31 protein-coding genes are annotated in these 16,844 nt (G+C 49.8%); 30 read left to right on the top strand and 1 reads right to left on the bottom strand.

The window, feature by feature from the left end; translation table 11 throughout:
* The 6 genes from OCY70_RS28665 to OCY70_RS28640 form a co-directional block, all read left to right on the top strand.
* Positions 1 to 511, top strand: a 511-nt coding sequence (locus tag OCY70_RS28665) for a hypothetical protein (protein WP_261948829.1), incomplete at its 5' end; no start/stop codon positions are given.
* A gap of 785 nt (positions 512 to 1,296) precedes the next feature.
* On the top strand, positions 1,297 to 1,605 hold the full coding sequence (locus OCY70_RS28660) for a hypothetical protein (protein ID WP_213430552.1): 309 nt from the start codon (positions 1,297 to 1,299) through the stop codon (positions 1,603 to 1,605).
* Positions 1,606 to 1,891: 286 nt separating this feature from the next.
* A complete protein-coding gene (locus OCY70_RS28655; RefSeq protein WP_213430553.1) occupies positions 1,892 to 2,062 on the top strand; it encodes a hypothetical protein in 171 nt (56 codons plus the stop codon).
* A gap of 12 nt (positions 2,063 to 2,074) precedes the next feature.
* A complete protein-coding gene (locus tag OCY70_RS28650) occupies positions 2,075 to 2,296 on the top strand; it encodes a hypothetical protein (protein ID WP_213430554.1) in 222 nt (73 codons plus the stop codon).
* On the top strand, positions 2,289 to 2,561 hold the full coding sequence (locus OCY70_RS28645; RefSeq protein WP_213430555.1) for a hypothetical protein: 273 nt from the start codon (positions 2,289 to 2,291) through the stop codon (positions 2,559 to 2,561). Before OCY70_RS28650 ends, OCY70_RS28645 begins: the two co-directional genes overlap by 8 nt.
* A 584-nt stretch (positions 2,562 to 3,145) precedes the next feature.
* The gene (locus tag OCY70_RS28640; RefSeq protein ID WP_213430557.1) at positions 3,146 to 3,373 is read left to right on the top strand and encodes a hypothetical protein; all 228 of its coding nucleotides are present in this window, start codon (positions 3,146 to 3,148) and stop codon (positions 3,371 to 3,373) included.
* A 217-nt stretch (positions 3,374 to 3,590) separates the two neighbouring features.
* Here OCY70_RS28640 and OCY70_RS28635 read toward each other — a convergent pair whose 3' ends face one another.
* Complete coding sequence (locus OCY70_RS28635) at positions 3,591 to 3,734, bottom strand: hypothetical protein (RefSeq protein ID WP_213430558.1); 144 nt, start codon at positions 3,732 to 3,734, stop codon at positions 3,591 to 3,593.
* Between the two features lie 107 nt (positions 3,735 to 3,841).
* Between OCY70_RS28635 and OCY70_RS28630 the strand changes: the two genes are divergently transcribed.
* From OCY70_RS28630 to OCY70_RS28520, 24 genes are all read left to right on the top strand, one after another.
* The gene (locus tag OCY70_RS28630; protein ID WP_249725541.1) at positions 3,842 to 4,048 is read left to right on the top strand and encodes a hypothetical protein; all 207 of its coding nucleotides are present in this window, start codon (positions 3,842 to 3,844) and stop codon (positions 4,046 to 4,048) included.
* Positions 4,049 to 4,127: 79 nt separating this feature from the next.
* A complete protein-coding gene (locus OCY70_RS28625; RefSeq protein ID WP_213430561.1) occupies positions 4,128 to 4,460 on the top strand; it encodes a hypothetical protein in 333 nt (110 codons plus the stop codon).
* A gap of 15 nt (positions 4,461 to 4,475) precedes the next feature.
* Positions 4,476 to 4,697, top strand: a complete 222-nt coding sequence (locus OCY70_RS28620; protein WP_213430562.1) for a hypothetical protein — start codon at positions 4,476 to 4,478, stop codon at positions 4,695 to 4,697.
* A gap of 405 nt (positions 4,698 to 5,102) precedes the next feature.
* The gene (locus OCY70_RS28615; protein ID WP_213430563.1) at positions 5,103 to 5,363 is read left to right on the top strand and encodes a hypothetical protein; all 261 of its coding nucleotides are present in this window, start codon (positions 5,103 to 5,105) and stop codon (positions 5,361 to 5,363) included.
* 216 nt (positions 5,364 to 5,579) lie between these two features.
* The gene (locus tag OCY70_RS28610) at positions 5,580 to 6,146 is read left to right on the top strand and encodes a MerR family transcriptional regulator (RefSeq protein ID WP_213430565.1); all 567 of its coding nucleotides are present in this window, start codon (positions 5,580 to 5,582) and stop codon (positions 6,144 to 6,146) included.
* 2 nt (positions 6,147 to 6,148) lie between these two features.
* Positions 6,149 to 6,460, top strand: coding sequence for a hypothetical protein (locus OCY70_RS28605; RefSeq protein ID WP_213430566.1), 312 nt, complete (start codon positions 6,149 to 6,151; stop codon positions 6,458 to 6,460).
* A gap of 394 nt (positions 6,461 to 6,854) precedes the next feature.
* A complete protein-coding gene (locus OCY70_RS28600; protein WP_213430567.1) occupies positions 6,855 to 7,175 on the top strand; it encodes a hypothetical protein in 321 nt (106 codons plus the stop codon).
* 225 nt (positions 7,176 to 7,400) lie between these two features.
* Positions 7,401 to 7,562: a hypothetical protein gene (locus OCY70_RS28595; protein WP_213430568.1), complete on the top strand. Its 162-nt coding sequence runs from the start codon at positions 7,401 to 7,403 to the stop codon at positions 7,560 to 7,562.
* Positions 7,563 to 7,565: 3 nt separating this feature from the next.
* Positions 7,566 to 7,781, top strand: a complete 216-nt coding sequence (locus OCY70_RS28590) for a hypothetical protein (RefSeq protein WP_213430569.1) — start codon at positions 7,566 to 7,568, stop codon at positions 7,779 to 7,781.
* A 22-nt stretch (positions 7,782 to 7,803) separates the two neighbouring features.
* The gene (locus OCY70_RS28585) at positions 7,804 to 7,977 is read left to right on the top strand and encodes a hypothetical protein (RefSeq protein WP_213430570.1); all 174 of its coding nucleotides are present in this window, start codon (positions 7,804 to 7,806) and stop codon (positions 7,975 to 7,977) included.
* Between the two features lie 20 nt (positions 7,978 to 7,997).
* Entirely contained in the window at positions 7,998 to 8,171 is a 174-nt protein-coding gene (locus tag OCY70_RS28580; RefSeq protein WP_213430571.1) for a hypothetical protein, read from the top strand.
* Between the two features lie 49 nt (positions 8,172 to 8,220).
* Positions 8,221 to 10,020, top strand: coding sequence for a hypothetical protein (locus OCY70_RS28575; protein ID WP_261945436.1), 1,800 nt, complete (start codon positions 8,221 to 8,223; stop codon positions 10,018 to 10,020).
* Between the two features lie 149 nt (positions 10,021 to 10,169).
* Positions 10,170 to 10,595 (top strand): hypothetical protein, encoded by a 426-nt coding sequence (locus tag OCY70_RS28570; RefSeq protein WP_213430574.1) that lies wholly within the window; start codon positions 10,170 to 10,172, stop codon positions 10,593 to 10,595.
* Positions 10,582 to 10,854 (top strand): hypothetical protein, encoded by a 273-nt coding sequence (locus OCY70_RS28565; protein ID WP_213430575.1) that lies wholly within the window; start codon positions 10,582 to 10,584, stop codon positions 10,852 to 10,854. Before OCY70_RS28570 ends, OCY70_RS28565 begins: the two co-directional genes overlap by 14 nt.
* A 19-nt stretch (positions 10,855 to 10,873) precedes the next feature.
* Positions 10,874 to 11,716 (top strand): fibronectin type III domain-containing protein, encoded by an 843-nt coding sequence (locus OCY70_RS28560; protein WP_213430577.1) that lies wholly within the window; start codon positions 10,874 to 10,876, stop codon positions 11,714 to 11,716.
* Between the two features lie 11 nt (positions 11,717 to 11,727).
* Positions 11,728 to 11,925, top strand: coding sequence for a hypothetical protein (locus OCY70_RS28555; RefSeq protein ID WP_261945435.1), 198 nt, complete (start codon positions 11,728 to 11,730; stop codon positions 11,923 to 11,925).
* On the top strand, positions 11,903 to 12,304 hold the full coding sequence (locus tag OCY70_RS36370; RefSeq protein ID WP_213431486.1) for a fibronectin type III domain-containing protein: 402 nt from the start codon (positions 11,903 to 11,905) through the stop codon (positions 12,302 to 12,304). Before OCY70_RS28555 ends, OCY70_RS36370 begins: the two co-directional genes overlap by 23 nt.
* A gap of 3 nt (positions 12,305 to 12,307) precedes the next feature.
* A complete protein-coding gene (locus OCY70_RS28550) occupies positions 12,308 to 12,589 on the top strand; it encodes a hypothetical protein (protein WP_213431485.1) in 282 nt (93 codons plus the stop codon).
* Between the two features lie 36 nt (positions 12,590 to 12,625).
* Complete coding sequence (locus OCY70_RS28545; RefSeq protein WP_261945434.1) at positions 12,626 to 14,011, top strand: fibronectin type III domain-containing protein; 1,386 nt, start codon at positions 12,626 to 12,628, stop codon at positions 14,009 to 14,011.
* 103 nt (positions 14,012 to 14,114) lie between these two features.
* Positions 14,115 to 15,344 carry a fibronectin type III domain-containing protein gene (locus tag OCY70_RS28540; protein ID WP_213430545.1) on the top strand — a complete coding sequence of 410 codons (1,230 nt, stop codon included), beginning with the start codon at positions 14,115 to 14,117 and terminating at the stop codon, positions 15,342 to 15,344.
* A 121-nt stretch (positions 15,345 to 15,465) separates the two neighbouring features.
* Positions 15,466 to 15,615 carry a hypothetical protein gene (locus OCY70_RS28535; protein ID WP_213430546.1) on the top strand — a complete coding sequence of 50 codons (150 nt, stop codon included), beginning with the start codon at positions 15,466 to 15,468 and terminating at the stop codon, positions 15,613 to 15,615.
* A complete protein-coding gene (locus tag OCY70_RS28530) occupies positions 15,600 to 15,998 on the top strand; it encodes a hypothetical protein (RefSeq protein WP_213430547.1) in 399 nt (132 codons plus the stop codon). Before OCY70_RS28535 ends, OCY70_RS28530 begins: the two co-directional genes overlap by 16 nt.
* Before the next feature lie 4 nt (positions 15,999 to 16,002).
* The gene (locus OCY70_RS28525) at positions 16,003 to 16,266 is read left to right on the top strand and encodes a hypothetical protein (RefSeq protein ID WP_213430548.1); all 264 of its coding nucleotides are present in this window, start codon (positions 16,003 to 16,005) and stop codon (positions 16,264 to 16,266) included.
* Positions 16,253 to 16,612, top strand: coding sequence for a hypothetical protein (locus OCY70_RS28520; protein WP_213430549.1), 360 nt, complete (start codon positions 16,253 to 16,255; stop codon positions 16,610 to 16,612). The genes OCY70_RS28525 and OCY70_RS28520 overlap by 14 nt, the downstream gene beginning before the upstream one ends.
* Positions 16,613 to 16,844: the final 232 nt, after the last annotated feature.

The following is a 16,844-nucleotide window of genomic DNA, read 5'->3' as shown; positions in this document are numbered from 1 at the left end:
CGCAGATGTGCATGGATCGATCGTCGTCTTTGACGAGTCACAGTCCAACTTTGACGGACGTCAGTGGGGCGGCGAGGGGAATATCGCTCTCACGCAGCTGTTCAACTTCGTCCGGAAGCTGAACACAGTGTTCATCTTCGTTTTGCCGTCTTATGAGAACATAGACACACGGATCAGGCAAAAAACGGATATCTTAATCAACTGCGTGAAAACGCAGTCCGGGACAATCATTAACACCGTTTACGATTACACGGCCAAAGACTATGGCGAGTGGGGGCGGCTGCTGAACCGCTGGATACTGCCCCCGGCCTCGCAAAAAAAGGTTTATGGCCTTAATCTTTTCGATACGAATAGTATGGTGCATCGGTTCCCGATGCCCGTAGGCAAAAAAAATATTGAAGAATTTTTCAAGGAATTGGAACGGCGTCACACTCGCGCCCTGGATCGTTATGGGTTGCGAATGGACATTCAAACGCTTGTAAAGGAGGATCTCGATGCATTTGCAAGCTGAACCAGTAAACCCATCGGCTTGGGCATACTATCAACACTTTGTAGGGCGAGAGGTAAATATCGTGAAGTACAATTCAATGATGAGGCGTTACATGGATCATGAGGCCTTCAAACAATTAGAAAACACCTGTCGCATCACGCAGCATATCGCGGTTCATAGTGCCATACTGAAGCGCCGGACACGCGCGAAGTACCCGAACCAAAGGATCGCTGTAGGAAGGATGGGACAAGTGTTTTATATGTTTCCAAGAAATAGTATACCGCTAGACATCTATTGTTTGCTAGGTGCTAGGGAAAATGATAGCGAAAAATACGTGTATTTGCTCGAAAATTGATAAAATACTAGGCTATAGAATCGCTTTTAAGCGACTTTTTCCTTTCCGGTTGACCCATAGTATGATAGAATGGGTTTAAATTGAAAAAGAAAAAGCCGTTTCAGCGGCTAGGGCCTGAGAAACCCTATGCTGCTTCTATCGTTCCTTCACAACGATGAAACAGGCGCTTATTCCGGCTATGTACTCCGATTGTACCACAGTAACCTGATGGTATCAATTGAAAGAATATAGTAAAAGAGCCCTGATTCTCAGTTGAAGAGAACCAGGGCTTTTTTCGTTACTCAAACTAGCGTGTAAACAGCACCAGGAGCAGCTGCAAGCGTTCTGTATACATAAGTTTGATGCCAGGACAAAGATCCGTATACAAATTTTCCGGAGAAATGCCAGGCGAAGTATACAAGCCAGCGCCAGTTCCTCCCGGTTCCGTTCATTCGAAAGGGGAAGAGTATACATGAGCCGGAAGCCGATCCAAGTACCAATCGAAACCAAAGAAAAGATAGAGCAGAAGAAGGAGCAGCTGCGCGCCAGGACGGAATACGACACCATCGATTTACTTCTGGCGTACCACGACCAGAAAGCGAATCATGTACTCCTGGATGACGAGGTACGCGATCAACTGCTCCGTTTGCAGGACAAGCTGCGTCTGTACGATGCGTCAGACGTGATCAAGCTGCTCCTGCATCATTATGATTCTAGCAATTCGATATCAAAAGATAGCCTAGATCTTTTGATATCCATGCCAGTGAAAAAAGGATGGTGACTCGCTGGGAAGTATACAGATCGGCGCTTGCCGGCACGAAAAAAGTATACAAAAACCGCGTGGCCAGGAATGAAAATGTATACATAAAGTTGAGCTGCAGGAAGAAAACCGTATACAAAAACCGGGCTGCAAAGGAGGAACGATCCGAATGAATGACATAAGATCGCATTTTATTACGCAATTAGTTATTTTCATCCTCGAATACTTTCCGCTGATTGCGGCGTTGATATTTATTTTTATGTCGTCTGTTTTTATGGGTCGAAACAGGTATTAGGAGGTCTTAGTTGTGGAGCTATTTTTGATTTTTTGTATTTACGCCCTGCCGATGTTTGCGATGATTGCAGTGCTTTTTGCTGGTCCGGATTTCTTTATTTGGCTGGCTGAACATTTTTATTTGGTTCTTTTTTCAATATTGATTTATATGATGCTTGTCAGAATTATTGCGCACAGGAATTAGGAGGTCTTAGTTATGGAGCTATTGTTGATGGTGTGGATCTTTTTCGCCCTGACGATGTTTGCCGTGATTGTAGGAGTTGGCATGATTAGCTTTTTTGTATTGGTGTATCTCATCAGCATTGATAGAGATTTTAGATTTATGATGTGGCAAGCAACTAAGGCTATCGCCTTGTTTGTACTGACAACACCGTACTTACTCTATGTGACCGTTAGGAGGTTTGACAGTATTGAGTAAAAAAACGGGAACATCCATGGGCGGCGGCATCGTGAACGCTAAACGCGAACAACGCAAGCTCATGAAAAGTATGCCGAAAGAAAAGCTCTATGTCTACGCCTGCAAGGAAGGGCATCAACGAATTGAAACGGTGAAGCTTCAAGAGTCGCCGTTCTGCACGAACTGCACGATGCGCTTAGGCGTGTATAACCGCTTGGAGTACATACGAACGACAGACCGAATCAAACAGAGCACGAAGCCAAAGAAGCGTCAGAGAAGAAAATAATGGGCGTTCAATGCCAACCAAAACGACTAATAAAAGTGCGTGATCAGCGCTTGTGGGGTATGTCGTCCCGACCCCCTCGAAGTGAGCCGCGAGAAAAACGCGTCGGGTGTGACTGAGGGTGTTAAGTGCCGTTAGATGGAGAGACAGCCGTAGATCGCGTGGTTGCCCCTGTAACCCTTCCAGATTGGGCGGTGTGACTCCACCGACCCATATCCCGTCCGTGTGCGCTTAATGCGCAGGCTGGCTGTTAGAGTTAGTAACGACTATACGTGGTAAAGCACGACCTGGACACGTTGAATAACAGTTATGCGAAACGACCGATAGCCGGCTCCTTTGTACGCTATCAAGCTTTCGCACAGTCTCCCCTTACAGGGGGGGCTGTGCTCTCTTCCCTCCTACCTCACCATTACCGCTATCACAATCCAGCGCATCATGCAACGCCTAAACCGGAAGAGAGCACAAATGCAGGGGCGGGGGCGGGGAGGATGTTCGAATCAAGCACGCGAAAGCGTGCGTACCTTCTACTGGGGGGTTGTCCACATGTGGATAACTGATAGAGAAAATAGAGAGAGGATGAAGACGAAATGACCTCATTCGGCACCTGCCGGGACACCTGTCCCACAACAACCCGTAGCAGGATACAGAGGGCGCTACAGCATGCGGGGTACGGCCATTGCGAGCCGACGCCGGACAGCCTGACGGAGTGCTTTTTGGACTACGTGGAGGCGGGAATATGGCGCGATCTGGACCTGGAGGAAGCGGAGGGGCTGCTGCTCGATGACATGATCCGGGCGCTCGAGCGCTTGAAATGAAAAAAGAGAGGCGCGGCGGCCTCTCACTTTTGTTTTAAACGTCGAATTACGACCCAAGTCGTAATACAGGATAAAACTATACTGATGGATGACAGGATGATGGATAAACTTTCCGTTGTCATATGGGGTCCACCCTCCAGGAATAAATGTGATATAATAACGGTAAGAATGTTAGGAAGGAGTAAGGGTGCCGCTTACACCCTTACTCTGTGGTCAGTTACGACCTGCGATTGCGGCCGCGGCGCTTTTTGCGCTTAGGCCGCTTTTTCTTTTGCCCAAATTCTTTTACCAACAGCAGAGCGGTAAGGACCGTTTGCAAGCCAGTCAAAAGAATTTGAAGCGCTAGAAAGGCGGTTTGCATCGCATCACCTCCTAACATCTTCTATCATACCATAACTTGACTATGGATACAAGTGGTGATATTATGGATACAATGAAATTTCTTTTGGATACGAAAGGTTGATGAATATGGATATACGTAAAAATGTAAAAGTCATGCCGCATGTCAAAGATGAGTTGAAAAGCATCAAGGAAATGCTGAATGTTCCCACAGAGTCGCACGCGATCGATTACCTGATCCGCATATACCGCGAGAAGCGCGCTAAAATCACGCTTGGAGAGCACGAGGCGGCCATGAATGCGACAATGGAGGCGCACAATCAAATATCGCTCTAAAAAAGGCTGTTGACCATGGATACAAAGTGTGTTATTATGGATACAAAGGAAGGGCGAAAGGATACAGGGAGGGCATGCATTGACGAAGAAAACCGACGCGCTGCGGACGGTGTACCGTATCGCAACGCTCCAGGAACCTGCGGACGAAGCCATCGAGCTCCTGGCCTCCGTACCGTTTGAACGGGCGTTGGACGTGCTTCTGCTCGTCCGGCAGTATGGGAAGCCGATACGAACGCCTGTGAACTTCATTCGCCGCGCTCTCGATGAGGGATGGACGCCAGAAACGGCCCCACGGCCGACCAATCGGCGCCTGGAGAATATCGAAAAGAATTTGTACATGCGGCGCGGATTTACGGAAACAGAAGCTGTAGCACAAATGAAGAGTGACCGAGAACGATACTCCTGGACGTAGAAAGGATGTGCCAAAGTGATACTGAACGACGTGCAAAAGAAGACGATCCGCCTAATGGATGTGGGGGATAGCGTGACGTTCGGCGGGGTGGCCGCCGGGATGGATGATCGGTACGAAGTGCATCGAGTCACTGAAAAAGAGTACAAAGTGGGCAAGTATGCACTGATGATCTGCTTGGATTCCGATTATGTATTTTCGCCTGATGAAGTCATTTCGTTCATCGAGGGGAGATGGTGAGAACATGTCTGGAGAAGTAAAAATAGAAGTATGGCGCGTTACATGTCCGTCTTGCCGGCGCGAATTTTTCGAGCCAGCCGATTCGCCGCATGACTCATGTCCGCACTGCGGCGCGGAAACGAAGCGCGCCAGCGAGGGAGTGATCGAGCACATGTATCATGTGCGTATCGATCCACTAACGGGGCGTTACAGCGTGTCAGATGTTCTAATCTTTTGACCTAGGAAAACGGAGAAATTGGGAGAAAAATAGAGTTTGCGAATGAAGAAAAAACGGCCGTTTTTTCGATTGTTCCACGGCGGCAAAATCGGCGCTCACGGTCAAATTTAAACGAATTTGAGGATCGGAGCGTCGGACTATTTCACAAAATCCCGAATTTGGTACATATGTATTGAGGAGAGGATGAAATGAAGAAGAATCACCTATCCGTAAATCAGCGTTTGAAAAGGGTTCGAAAGCTGGAAGTAAAGAAAGAAATCGCCCTCGATTGGGTGGAGGGGTGGCAAGAGGAACACGACGATTTGATCCGACAGCTAGAACGTGCCATCCGCAACGATGACTACGATTTGTTGTGTCGAGCCACGGGGCAGCTTAAAACTGTTGGCCAAAAACGGTTCGAGGCACTGCCCAAAATCTTGGTGCATCTCGCCGATTCGCCGTCTGACTAATAGAAAAAGAGACGAAGGGATTCCTTCGTCTCTTTTTTTTATCTAATCAAATACTATATTTTTCAATCCACGCCCGGGGGCGACATCCTTATGCTAACCCTGATGATATCCATTTGTCAACGGCTTAGTTACGTCCCCTGGGCGTTTTTCTTATTCTGTACCCAGGTGTATACTAAAGTAAAAATAGATTCCCAGGTTTGTAGGAGGTGTATAAACATGGGTGAAAACCTAGGAAAAAACCTATGTAAGATGAATGAGGCGGCGATGGAGATCGGGGAAAGTCCGCATGTGGTGCGGGAATGGCATAAAAAACTTAGGAATTACATACCGACCAAAAAGGGGGATAACGGGTACAACTATTTTGACGAGGAAGCGCTTGACGTTCTCAGGTTTATCCAAAGGTTGATCCGGGATCAAAACTACTCTCTTCGGCAGGTTGAACATGCGCTTGCAAGTGGGAATATCGAAAATATAGCCGAGCCTGATCCGGTCGCGGCGACGGTCGAAGTTGTTACGTCCGAACCGAACGAAGCGACCGAGCAAATGGCGGCAGCTGCACAGGTGTTCCAGGGAGTGATGCATGAAATGGAACGGATGCGGGCCGAAATGGAAGAGTTGAAGAAGGTCAACCAAGCCATGCACGAACGGAACATACAGACCAATCTCCGCATATCTGAGGTGCTGCGCGAAGTCCTGGAGACAAAGCAGCTGATGCTCCAGCAACCGACGCATGCCCAGGCCAGGGCGAAACGTTGGTACGAATTTTGGAAACGGGAGGACTAGGGATGAAACAAGCGAAGCCGAACTATATGCAGCTGCTCATGAAGACGAGTAAGGAGTTCTGCACCGTAGTCAAGCGCACGATACAGTATGAGAAGTTGAAACCGACCGGGGTCTATCATATCGACGGGAAAAATACGCATGATGTCGTCATTGAGACGGACAGCCGGATCGTGGCGATCCGAGCTTTCAAGGGGAAAAAGAATGCAACCGTCAAAGAGTTCAACTTCTCGCAGTGGCTTGAAACGGGCCGCGACTTTGAAAAGTTGAAGAGCTACCTAAACGCTCGCGACGAATTATCGCCGGAATGGGCCTAAAAATTTGGCGATTTTTCGAGGAAAAATCCTCCAAATAATCACCAAGGGCCGCGCAGGGAAATTATATATATAAATATATAAGATGGGTGCACATTTTTAACTTTTTTTGGAAATGACCTTGGAAATAGCTGCAATTAAGGATGTTGACAGTGGTCATATGGTCATATATGCTGGTAAAAAAAAGAGTCCAACGCCCCGTAGATGTTGGTAGCATCTACGAGGCGAGCGCGCAAAGGCCACCCCTTCGCGGCACTCACACATAATGTGCGATGGACGTGGTAATCATTATATCAGATTTCACGTCAAATCGTACATATGTTTGTTTGCGTATATCCAGGGGAGCAAGGCATTTTGCCATGCTCCTCTTTTTGTCGTTTTTGGGAGGGATATGCAAATGGAAGAGCACGACGAATCGACAGTGATCGAAGAGCCAGAAGCCGTTGAGCAAGCGGAAATACCACCGTCTGATGAGCATCATATCGAGGATGCCCAGGAAAAAACTATTCCAATACCAACGGGCCCGAAAGAGGTCATTGTAACGACTACTGTCCCGGATGTCCCAACGACAGAACTGCATTTTAGCAGCGGAACCATTGTCCTGAAACACGAAATCACCTATGGGCAGCTGCTGATCGCGACTCTTTTTGTAGTCATGGCGGGAATCTTCATCACGAAGTGGATGCATGGATTGATACTAGGGAGGTACCACAGATGACGGGCTATAAAATATACCTACTTGTAGCTGTTGGCCCCTGCTACTTCGCCATGATCGCCATGTTAATACACATTTTCGGATTCCGAAAAGGCGGGGGGGAATGATGCTCGGAGAACTGATGCTATGGTTTCTGACGGTGGATGAGGTAGTCATGTCGGTGCTCGTCTCTATGTTGATCCTTTCCTTTTTTGTGGGCTTGTTCTCCTTTACAAAGGGGGTATCAAGATGGACTTAGCAAAGCTCATCGACATGTCCTACTTCTGGTGGGCCTTTAACAAAGTGGTTGCATTTGCGATTGTGTTCTTGATCATCTTCATTGCTATTCAAGCGGCCGGGTGGCTCCTGGAGACACTCATATCCGCATTCCGCAACATGAGGAAGGGATGATGAATGATGGATCTTCCATACATCACGTTCTTTTCAGACAAGAACATAGCGCAGTTTTTTCAATACGTCGGGGCTCTGCTTTACATAGTCATGCCTATCCTTCTAATTATGGCGGCCACTTTATTAGCTGGTCACTTACTCAGAACCGTGAAGGGCGCTTTTTCCAAAAAGGAAGAAAATTATGACGTGAAAGCAGAAGTTAAGGACGTTAAATATTGAACTAGATGAAGGAGGTGAAAGTGTGGATATTATCGGAAAAACATCTATCAACTGGGGTTTTACTCCAGCTGACATTCTTTCAAATGGTGGGGCCATCTTGCTGACGTTGGCAGCATTTGTACTGCTTGGCATTGCCATCATGTACGTAAAGCCGTTAATCGGCCTGATCCGAGAAGCCGTGAAGCCTGGAAGCTAATATAACGAGGAGGTATATATATGAAATTGCTTGAAGGGGTTACTATCAACTGGGGTTTTACTCCAGCTGACATTCTTTCAAATGGTGGAGCCATCTTGCTGACGTTGGCAGCTTTTGTACTGCTTGGCATTGCCATCATGTACGTAAAGCCGTTAATCGGCCTGATCCGAGAAGCCGTGAAGCCTGGAAGCTAATTGCTAAGGGGAAGGGGAAAACCCCTTCCTCTTTTTTATAGGGGGAGCTATGAACAGGGTTTTAGCCGTACTGCTCATCTGTTTGCTTTTTCTGCCGTCTCCAGCAGTCCAAGCAGCTGCAAATGATGTTTACCTGGATGATTATTATTACGCCCATGCCCCGGCCGGGGTGGCAGGCACGTTTCCATTCAAAACAAAGAGCGGTTCGACCAGCATCACGTTCCCGGCGGCCACGCAGGGAATCAGCGCATACAAAGCCGCGAACACGAAGGACTATACCGTCAGATGTCAGGTGGGCGGTACTTGGAAAAATGTGACCGTTGCAACCGGGCATCTAAAAGCCGATCCGAAACAGGCAACGTATACATGCGAACTTGAAACGAACGGAGAAGTCGAGGCATACGGGGCAGTGCGTTGGGCCGGGGACGTGCTAAACATGGAAACGAGGTATTACTTGGGCGGAAGCCCAACCCAACCTGGGGACGGTTCGAGCGGAAATTCTGGGCCGGGAGGCGGCAAACCTGGGGACGGCGGGGGAAACCCTGGAAATGGTGGAGACGGCGGAGGCGAAAAACCTGGGCCGGGAGGGCCGGGGGACGGGGATACCTTCATTCCGATCTCGTACAAGGCATATTACGTCCCGAACCGAGACGAGTACCGGATGGACTATGTAGCCCCAACGGGTACGGTCGGATATAAATTGGTATTCAGATCGTCCAGCGGAAAGATGTACGAACGTGAATACACTTCGCCCACGGGAATTCATTATCTCACGTGCAACGGCACGTATTACATGGAATTCTACAACTCGTCCGGTAAGCTGATTGGAAAGACCGATCCCGACTTTTTTACGTCTCAAATCAGCAGCCAGACATGTGCCAGTTATGGCGAGCAAACCGGATATGATGATCTCAATGCCCGGTATGGTCAGGGGGAAATATCCTGGGATGATATCGGCGCAGACGTGTATGAAGTTTGGAAGGAAGGCAACCTATTGGACGTCGTGACCGAGCCGAAATATGCCACATCGGAGCCAGGAGGATATACGATCATTGCCCAGAAGGGCGACCGTGTAGCCGGACAGTCCGATCTCATCGTTGAACATGAGCGAATACCTGGGGGAGATCCTGATCCCGGCATTCCGCCAGGGGGAGGCTGCGGAGAAATATGCGACCAGCTGGCGCAGCTGCTCGCTTGTCCTGGGTACGATCAATTCCTGGGCGACCTTGAATCCATCATGCCTAAGCCGCCCGATTGGTACTATGTCGCGGGGATCTTCCGTGACACGATTGTTCCAGCTATGGGCGACGAAATCGTTCGGCGGGCGCCAGAAGTTGCGGTAATTGTTGCGGACGAGTTCCAGCGCCGGGAAAAGCCCGTAAGCGCGCCGCAGCCGCTGAAACCGTTCCGGCCGAATGTGCCGACGATGACGGACATGCCATCGCGGTACACCGAATCACTGGATTCCAATGTGCCGGATTTTCAACCGGACTTTTCTGAATCAAAGCCCTTTTCCATCCCCGATCCAATGGATCTAACCTATGACAATGAGGATAAGGGTTACGAGGTGCCCCCGGACTACGCACCGGAAGCGCCCCAATATGAACGCCAGGAAACCGATCCCGAACCGGATCAAGGATACCAGCTGCCAGAGGAGGAAGACATTAAGCCGCCAGCCTACCAGCAGCCGGACGATGATTCACTACCGGAGTACAAACCGCCGGATAGTGGAGAAGCGAAAATCCCGGATTACCAAGGGCCGCCGGATGATACCATGCCTGGATATGAAAACGATGAAATGAAATATCCGGGGTATCACCCGGACATTCGAAAAGGAGGGAAACCATGACCGCGAGCGATATCTGGAGCGCAACCACAAACATGCTTCTTGCTGGTGCCCCAATCATGTTCCTGTTCTATTCGATCGTATGTGCCCATGAGTTGGTCGGGCTGTTGCATCGAGCCGTAGGGACGAGACGAAGAAAGGACTGGTAGCCCATGTTTTCAGCTATCGCTGACGGCTTTCATTACCTTTTCGGGCTACTTGGTGAAGGTTTTCTGTATCTCCTGAATGGGATATACGCGCTTTTTCGTCCGCTGCTGGACTTGTTAGACATGATTTTTTATTTCGTGTACATGCTCGGCGTAATCGTCGTGAAAATCGTCAAACTGGTGTTTGCAGTCGCAAGGATGCTGATCGGACTCGTCCAGGGACTTTTTGCAACGATTCTTGGCCTATCCTTTTCGGGCCGGGCGGCCATGCTGCCGGGTAGTTATCAGGACGCATTCAGTCAGCTGCAGCCGACCATGCGAAAGTTACAGCTGGACAAGGTGGCCTATGTCATTCAATTTGGCATATGGGTGTTCACGGCGTTCGGGGCGATTCAGATCATCGGCAAAATGCGCGGGGGTGGGGACGATTAGGAATTTTGTAGACAGTATCTTTAACCCCATCATTCAGTTCCTGGACAAGATGTACGACGGAATTATGCAAGTGGGAAGCGTGTCGGCCAAGGGGATACGACTAGATGATTACTTCGGCTTCTTCGCCATCTTGGGGCCGGAATGGACGCGGGTCATCACTTCGCTGATCGCCTCTATCATGTTTCTGTTCGTGCTGTTCATGATCCAAAAGTATTCTCGTGTCCTGCTATGGTTTAAGTCGCTTATCAAATGGTGGTAGGCCAGAAAGGAGGTGCAACGTGAAAAAGGGAATATGCACACTGCTGGCTTGCCTCTTACTAGCGCTTACAGTCCCAGTATCGGTGTCGGCTTATCCGGGTGGCCTTTTAGATGGCCAACCTTTCCAATTGTATACGAAGGATGGACTTTTAAAAAAAACTATATACGAGGTAACTGACGGTTTAAATTATACAGGCTGGGAACTGAGCTGTAGAGTTTGCAGCGACGGAAATACCTTGAAAATCCCCCTAAAGCAGTCGGCCCAAATCAAATCATATCGCATCAGCATGCATAATGGAGCAGGTGGGGCTAATCTATCTGTGTATTTTCAGTCGAAGGGGAATCAGGCTGCATACAGGAAATTGAGTGCTAAAAAAAATGGAGTACCCGAGGATTATGATATTGATGTCAAGGATGTCGACGAAATTATCATACAGAATAACGGCAGCAATGGGGCGAAAATTTATGAGTTTGATGTTTTTGGGGAATATGATATTCCCCGGCCAACCAAGCTCAGATCGGAGCCGGATACTCGATCTATCCGTTTGACATGGCTAGGAAATCAGGGAGCAAACGGATATGTAGTGTATGTAGATGGTGAGCGCCACGGCGAAGTCAATGCGAGTACGACAGAATATGAGATTCGAGGGCTGGAACCAGATCGGAAGTATCGCATCCAGGTGCAAACGATATATCAGGGTCTGATGTCTGGCCTTTCAGAAGTGTCATATGCTACGCCATATGATGATCCCCTGCCGGAGCCCCAATTCCAAGCCGACGCCTGGAATGATAGATTGCGGATCTCCTGGACGGAGAACGGGGCGGTAAATTATATATCCTGTCTACGGGCTCTAGGAGGCTGACAGAGGGCAAGGTGACGGCCTACACGCATACGGGGCTAGAAAAGGATACGGAATATCCGTACCTCCTGGAATGGGTGGACAAGTATGGCCGCAAGGGAAGCATGGTCAAGACCTTTCGGACGACGCTGGAAAAGCCGCCGCCGCCGCCGGAGCCCCCGGCATTTCCAGGCGAGGCCAGGGTATCAAATGGTGACTTTGACGTGGGATAGGTCGCCCAGGGATGACATAGTAGGCTATCGGGTGTATCAGGACGGTGAGCAGCTGCCAGGGCAACAGAGAGGCCCTACGGCGGACGTCAGGGGCCTAGAAAACGGTAGGGAGTACCGTTTCTATGTCACCTCAATCAGTGACACCGGGGAAGAGTCGGGGCCGTCTCCAGAAGCCAGGGCGACGCCCCGAAGCGAACCCGTCCCCGGCACGGGGATTGATCCAGGGGAAATGCAGTGGGGGTTCGGACCCGGTGACATCCTCGCGAACGGAGGGGCGATCCTGCTGATGCTGTCCTCTTTCGTGCTCCTGGGCATTGTGGTGATGTACATTAAACCGCTGATCGGCCTTATCCGGGAGGCGGTCAAACCGGGGGGATGACGAATGAGTAAAAAGGAAACCAACTTTATGACATGGCTCATTTTGGGAGCGTACGCAGTTGCTCTCTATGTGATAGCAAACCAGTTCAAACATGACATATCACCAGAGATGGCAACGGAGTTTATGGGGGTTATCAATGGCGGCAAACCTATATTGTACTACGCTCTGACATATGGGATGTTATACGGCTCCCTGATTACGGTAGGCACTTTTTTAGCATTCAGGCTGGCCTACTGGATACCCTACTGGATTTGGAAAGGGAAGGGGACGAATGAAGCAATGTAGGGGATTGATACCGCCGATCCGGAAAGGGGGTGCAGTATGAAAAAGGCAATCTATACGCTGCTGGCGGGCCTCTTCCTGGCTCTTGTCTTTCCGGTATCTGTATCGGCTCTTCCCGGGGGGCTCCTGGACGGCAAGCCCCTCACAGATATAGGGAAAAGGGGCATTACAACAACGGTCATGACCGATAATAATGAGTCAACGGTATTTCAGTTAGGATTGGATAATATTCCTTTTCATTTCAATTTGCCAAGCATTACCCACGTAACGCGGGTCGTTTCAAAGGCTGGTGGAAGCAGCGGCCCGCCGACGATAGAATTGCTCGACGAGGCCGGGAAAGTCCTAAAGACATTCGGGGCCGGGGGATACGTAGACATGGACATTAAAGCCGTTAAAAGTATACGTATTTGGGGAAAGAGCAATTGGCATACCCACATAAAAGAAATTGATGTTTACGGCACGATTGATGCACCGAAACCCGTTGGATTGCTCTCTAAATCCCTGGCAAAGGCAGTAGAGCTGCAATGGCAAATGACGGAGGGTGAAGGGTTTATTGGCTACGAGGTCTTTCGCAATGACGTTCGGCTGAACGATCGTCCGTTTCAAGGCCAAAAGTACATTGATTCCACGGCACAACCAGAAGTCCAGTACAAGTATAAAGTGGCTGCTGTATATGATTTTGGATTCACCGTTTCGGATGAGATTATAGCAGCTGCTTGGCCGGAACCGCTGCTGGAACCACGCTTCGAAGCCGACGCCTGGAATGACAGGCTGCGGATCTCCTGGACGGAGAACGGGGCGGTAAATTATATCCTGTCTACGGGCTCTAGGAGGCTGACAGAGGGCAAGGTGACGGCCTACACGCATACGGGGCTAGAAAAGGATACGGAATATCCGTACCTCCTGGAATGGGTGGACAAGTATGGCCGCAAGGGAAGCATGGTCAAGACCTTTCGGACGACGCTGGAAAAGCCGCCGCCGCCGCCGGAGCCCCCGGCAAGTCTCCAGGCGAGGCCAGGGTATCAAATGGTGACTTTGACGTGGGATAGGTCGCCCAGGGATGACATAGTAGGCTATCGGGTGTATCAGGACGGTAAGCAGCTGCCAGGGCAACAGAGAGGCCCTACGGTGGACGTCAGGGGCCTAGAAAACGGTAGGGAGTACCGTTTCTATGTCACCTCAATCAGCGACACCGGGGAAGAATCCGGGCCATCTCCCGAGGCCAGGGCGACGCCCCGAAGCGAGCCCGCCCCCGGCACGGGGATTGATCCAGGGGAAGTACAGTGGGGATTCGGCCCGGGTGACATTTTGACCAATAGTGGGGCGATCCTGCTGATGCTATCAGCCTTCGTGCTCCTGGGCATTGTGGTGATGTACATTAAGCCGTTGATCGGATTGATCCGGGAGGCGGTCAAGCCGGGGTGATGTATACAGATGTGGAGCTGCAGCTGGGGTGATCCGTATACAAAATCCAGGTGCCGGCTCCTGGCCAAGTATACAATTATCGATCCGGAAAGGGGGTGCAGCAATGAAACGGGTTATAGGAGGCGTCTTATCGCTCTTGATTGTGTTCTTGCTCTTTCCTGGGGTGACGAGCGCAGCGGATGTCAATTTGATTAGATCCACCCCCAAAGAAATCGGGAAGGATTGGAAGAATTTCAACAGGGCTATTGATAATAATCATTCTACGTTTGCGACCTTGAGTGTAAAGTCATCTGTTTATCAATATGCGACTGCTATATGGGATTTAAGTTCGTCCCCCATACAAATACAATCTTTTGTTTTTAATGGGGAAATTGATAGACCTGGGAACGCAACTTTGGTACTTAAGGCTCTAACTACAAGTGGAAAATATTTTACGATTGCTAACATTGGTAATCGTACCGATGAAGGAAGCATCAAACTGTCTCCTAATACTCCTGACAGGATAAATTTACCGGAGCCTATAACTAACGTTAAACAAGTGATTGTTTCTATTTATAAGTATGATGACGCGGATTTCAAGTTGTATGAAGTACAGGCTTTTGCCGAACCGCTGCTTGATAAAGAGCCGCCAGCTGCTCCGGCCGGATTGAAGGGAACGGCTGGAGACAAAAAAGTATCGCTTCAATGGGAGAAAAACACCGAGACGGATTTAAAAGAATACATCATCTATCAAGACGGCAAAGAAGTTACGAGAACAAGGGGAACGAGCGCCACAATCTATGGTCTGGCAAATGGGACTTCTTATAAATTTCACGTCACAGCGATTGATCTATCGGGAAACGAATCGGGGCAATCGAATGGAATTCTGCTGATGCCCAGAAAGGCACCGCCGCCCGAGCCCCCGGCAAGTCTCCAGGCGCGGCCAGGGTATCAAATGGTGACCCTAACGTGGGCAAGCTCTCCCAGGGATGACATTGTAGGCTATCGGGTGTATCAGGACGGGAAGCAGCTTCCGGGGCAGCAGAGAGGCCCTACGGTGGACGTCAGGGGCCTAGAAAACGACAGAGAGTACCGTTTCTACGTCACATCGATAAGTGACACCGGGGAAGAGTCGGGGCCGTCTCCCGAGGCCAGGGCAACGCCCCGAAGCGAGCCCGCCCCCGGCACGGGGATTAATCCAGGGGAAGTACAGTGGGGATTCGGCCCGGGTGACATTTTGACCAATAGTGGGGCAATTCTGCTGATGCTATCAGCCTTCGTGCTCCTGGGCATTGTGGTGATGTACATTAAGCCGTTGATCGGATTGATCCGGGAGGCGATCAAGCCGGGGTGATGTATACAGAAGGTGCGAGCTGCAGCGCACTTTCTGTATACATTAGCAGTGCGACGTCGGGTTGAAATGTATACAGAAAGTGCGGTGGCCATTCAATTTTTGTATAGGGAGGATGATACTTGTGGAAGTCATAGCATCGGAATTGCTATTCAAATACTTTTTCGTCGTCGGCGCGGGGTTGGGCTTGGGAATCTCGATTACCGTATTCCCTGCCCGCATGCTGGCTAAAAAAATTGAGAACGGGGGGCTTCGGGTATGGCGAAAGAGATAAAGGAGAATCTAGGGCGCGTCGTGTTGTTCCGCAGCCACGACGCGAAGACGTCCCAGGACTTAGGAGACGGAGGCGGTGATATTTTCGAGATCCAAAATGTCCAGGAGATTAGGCAAGATACAATTGTTGCGGAAAAGTATGTCCTGCCACTCCAGGACGCGAAAATCCTGAACAGTGAACAAGGGCTAGTGTATTGCTATCATGTTAGCCTTCCATATTTGACGGAAATCGCGCATCTGGCCGAAGTCGAAAAAAATATTGTGATTGGACAGGCGTATTTGTACAAAGGCCACAACGTCCCGAACGGCAAGCCTAACGCCTTCCAGTGGGCGTTGATGATCGGAATCACGATCCTGGGCCTAGTGGCGATTCTGAAAGGGTGATGATATGGCGGAGAGAATACGGACGTCACAGCGAATATCAGCCGCTCACATGGTCATAAGCAAGGTAGCCAGCGTAAAAAATATGTTGCTCTCGATGTACCGGGATGGCGTCCTGGATAGGGATGTCTACCAGGAGACCATGAAGAACATGCAGCAGACGGATCAAATGCTGCGCAGCTACGCGGAGGAAGAGGAAAAGCACTATGTGCGGCTGGGCGGAAGCTTCGATAAATCCAGAAAGGGGATCGTGATAGATGCGAGATTATAGCAAAGCGCCAGACATTCAAGGCGTCATTTCTAGCGACTTGTACGCGAATCCGCAACCAACGGTAGACGGAGTGAAACAAGTCATTGATACGCTCAAAGACAAGGTGCAGCCCCTAACGGCGCAGCAGATGCAAGCGATCGGGTATCTTCGCTATTTGCAAGGTCGCCCGATTCACCAGGGCGAAATGGTGTACCAGGACATCATCGAGCACATCCAAAACGACGCGCAGCGTGTCGCGCCGCCTGGATTCTTCATACGTGTCATTGAGTCACTGATTCCGCGACCAATGCATATTGACGGGAAAACATACGACAAGATGGTGAAGGAAGCGAACGGAAAAAGATAGATATATAGGAACACATGTGCTACTTTTGTGCTATAATGGAACGTGCGTTCGGGGAGGGAATGGGTCAAATGGCATACGTTTTCGGTATTACGGGAGGATTCGGGAATGGAAAATCTACGACGGCCGTCATCAAGGCGCATCAATGGGCTGCCGCCAGCGGCGCCAAGATATTCGCTAATTTCCACATGCGTGGGGCGTACATCTTCGACCACTATACGGACTGGTATCGGAT

Origin of the sequence: Paenibacillus melissococcoides, from assembly GCA_944800085.1 — a bacterium.
GTDB classification, from domain to species: domain Bacteria; phylum Bacillota; class Bacilli; order Paenibacillales; family Paenibacillaceae; genus Paenibacillus_B; species Paenibacillus_B melissococcoides.
The sequence above is the reverse complement of the archived record's forward strand: the minus strand, read 5'-3'. Positions and strand labels throughout refer to the sequence as shown.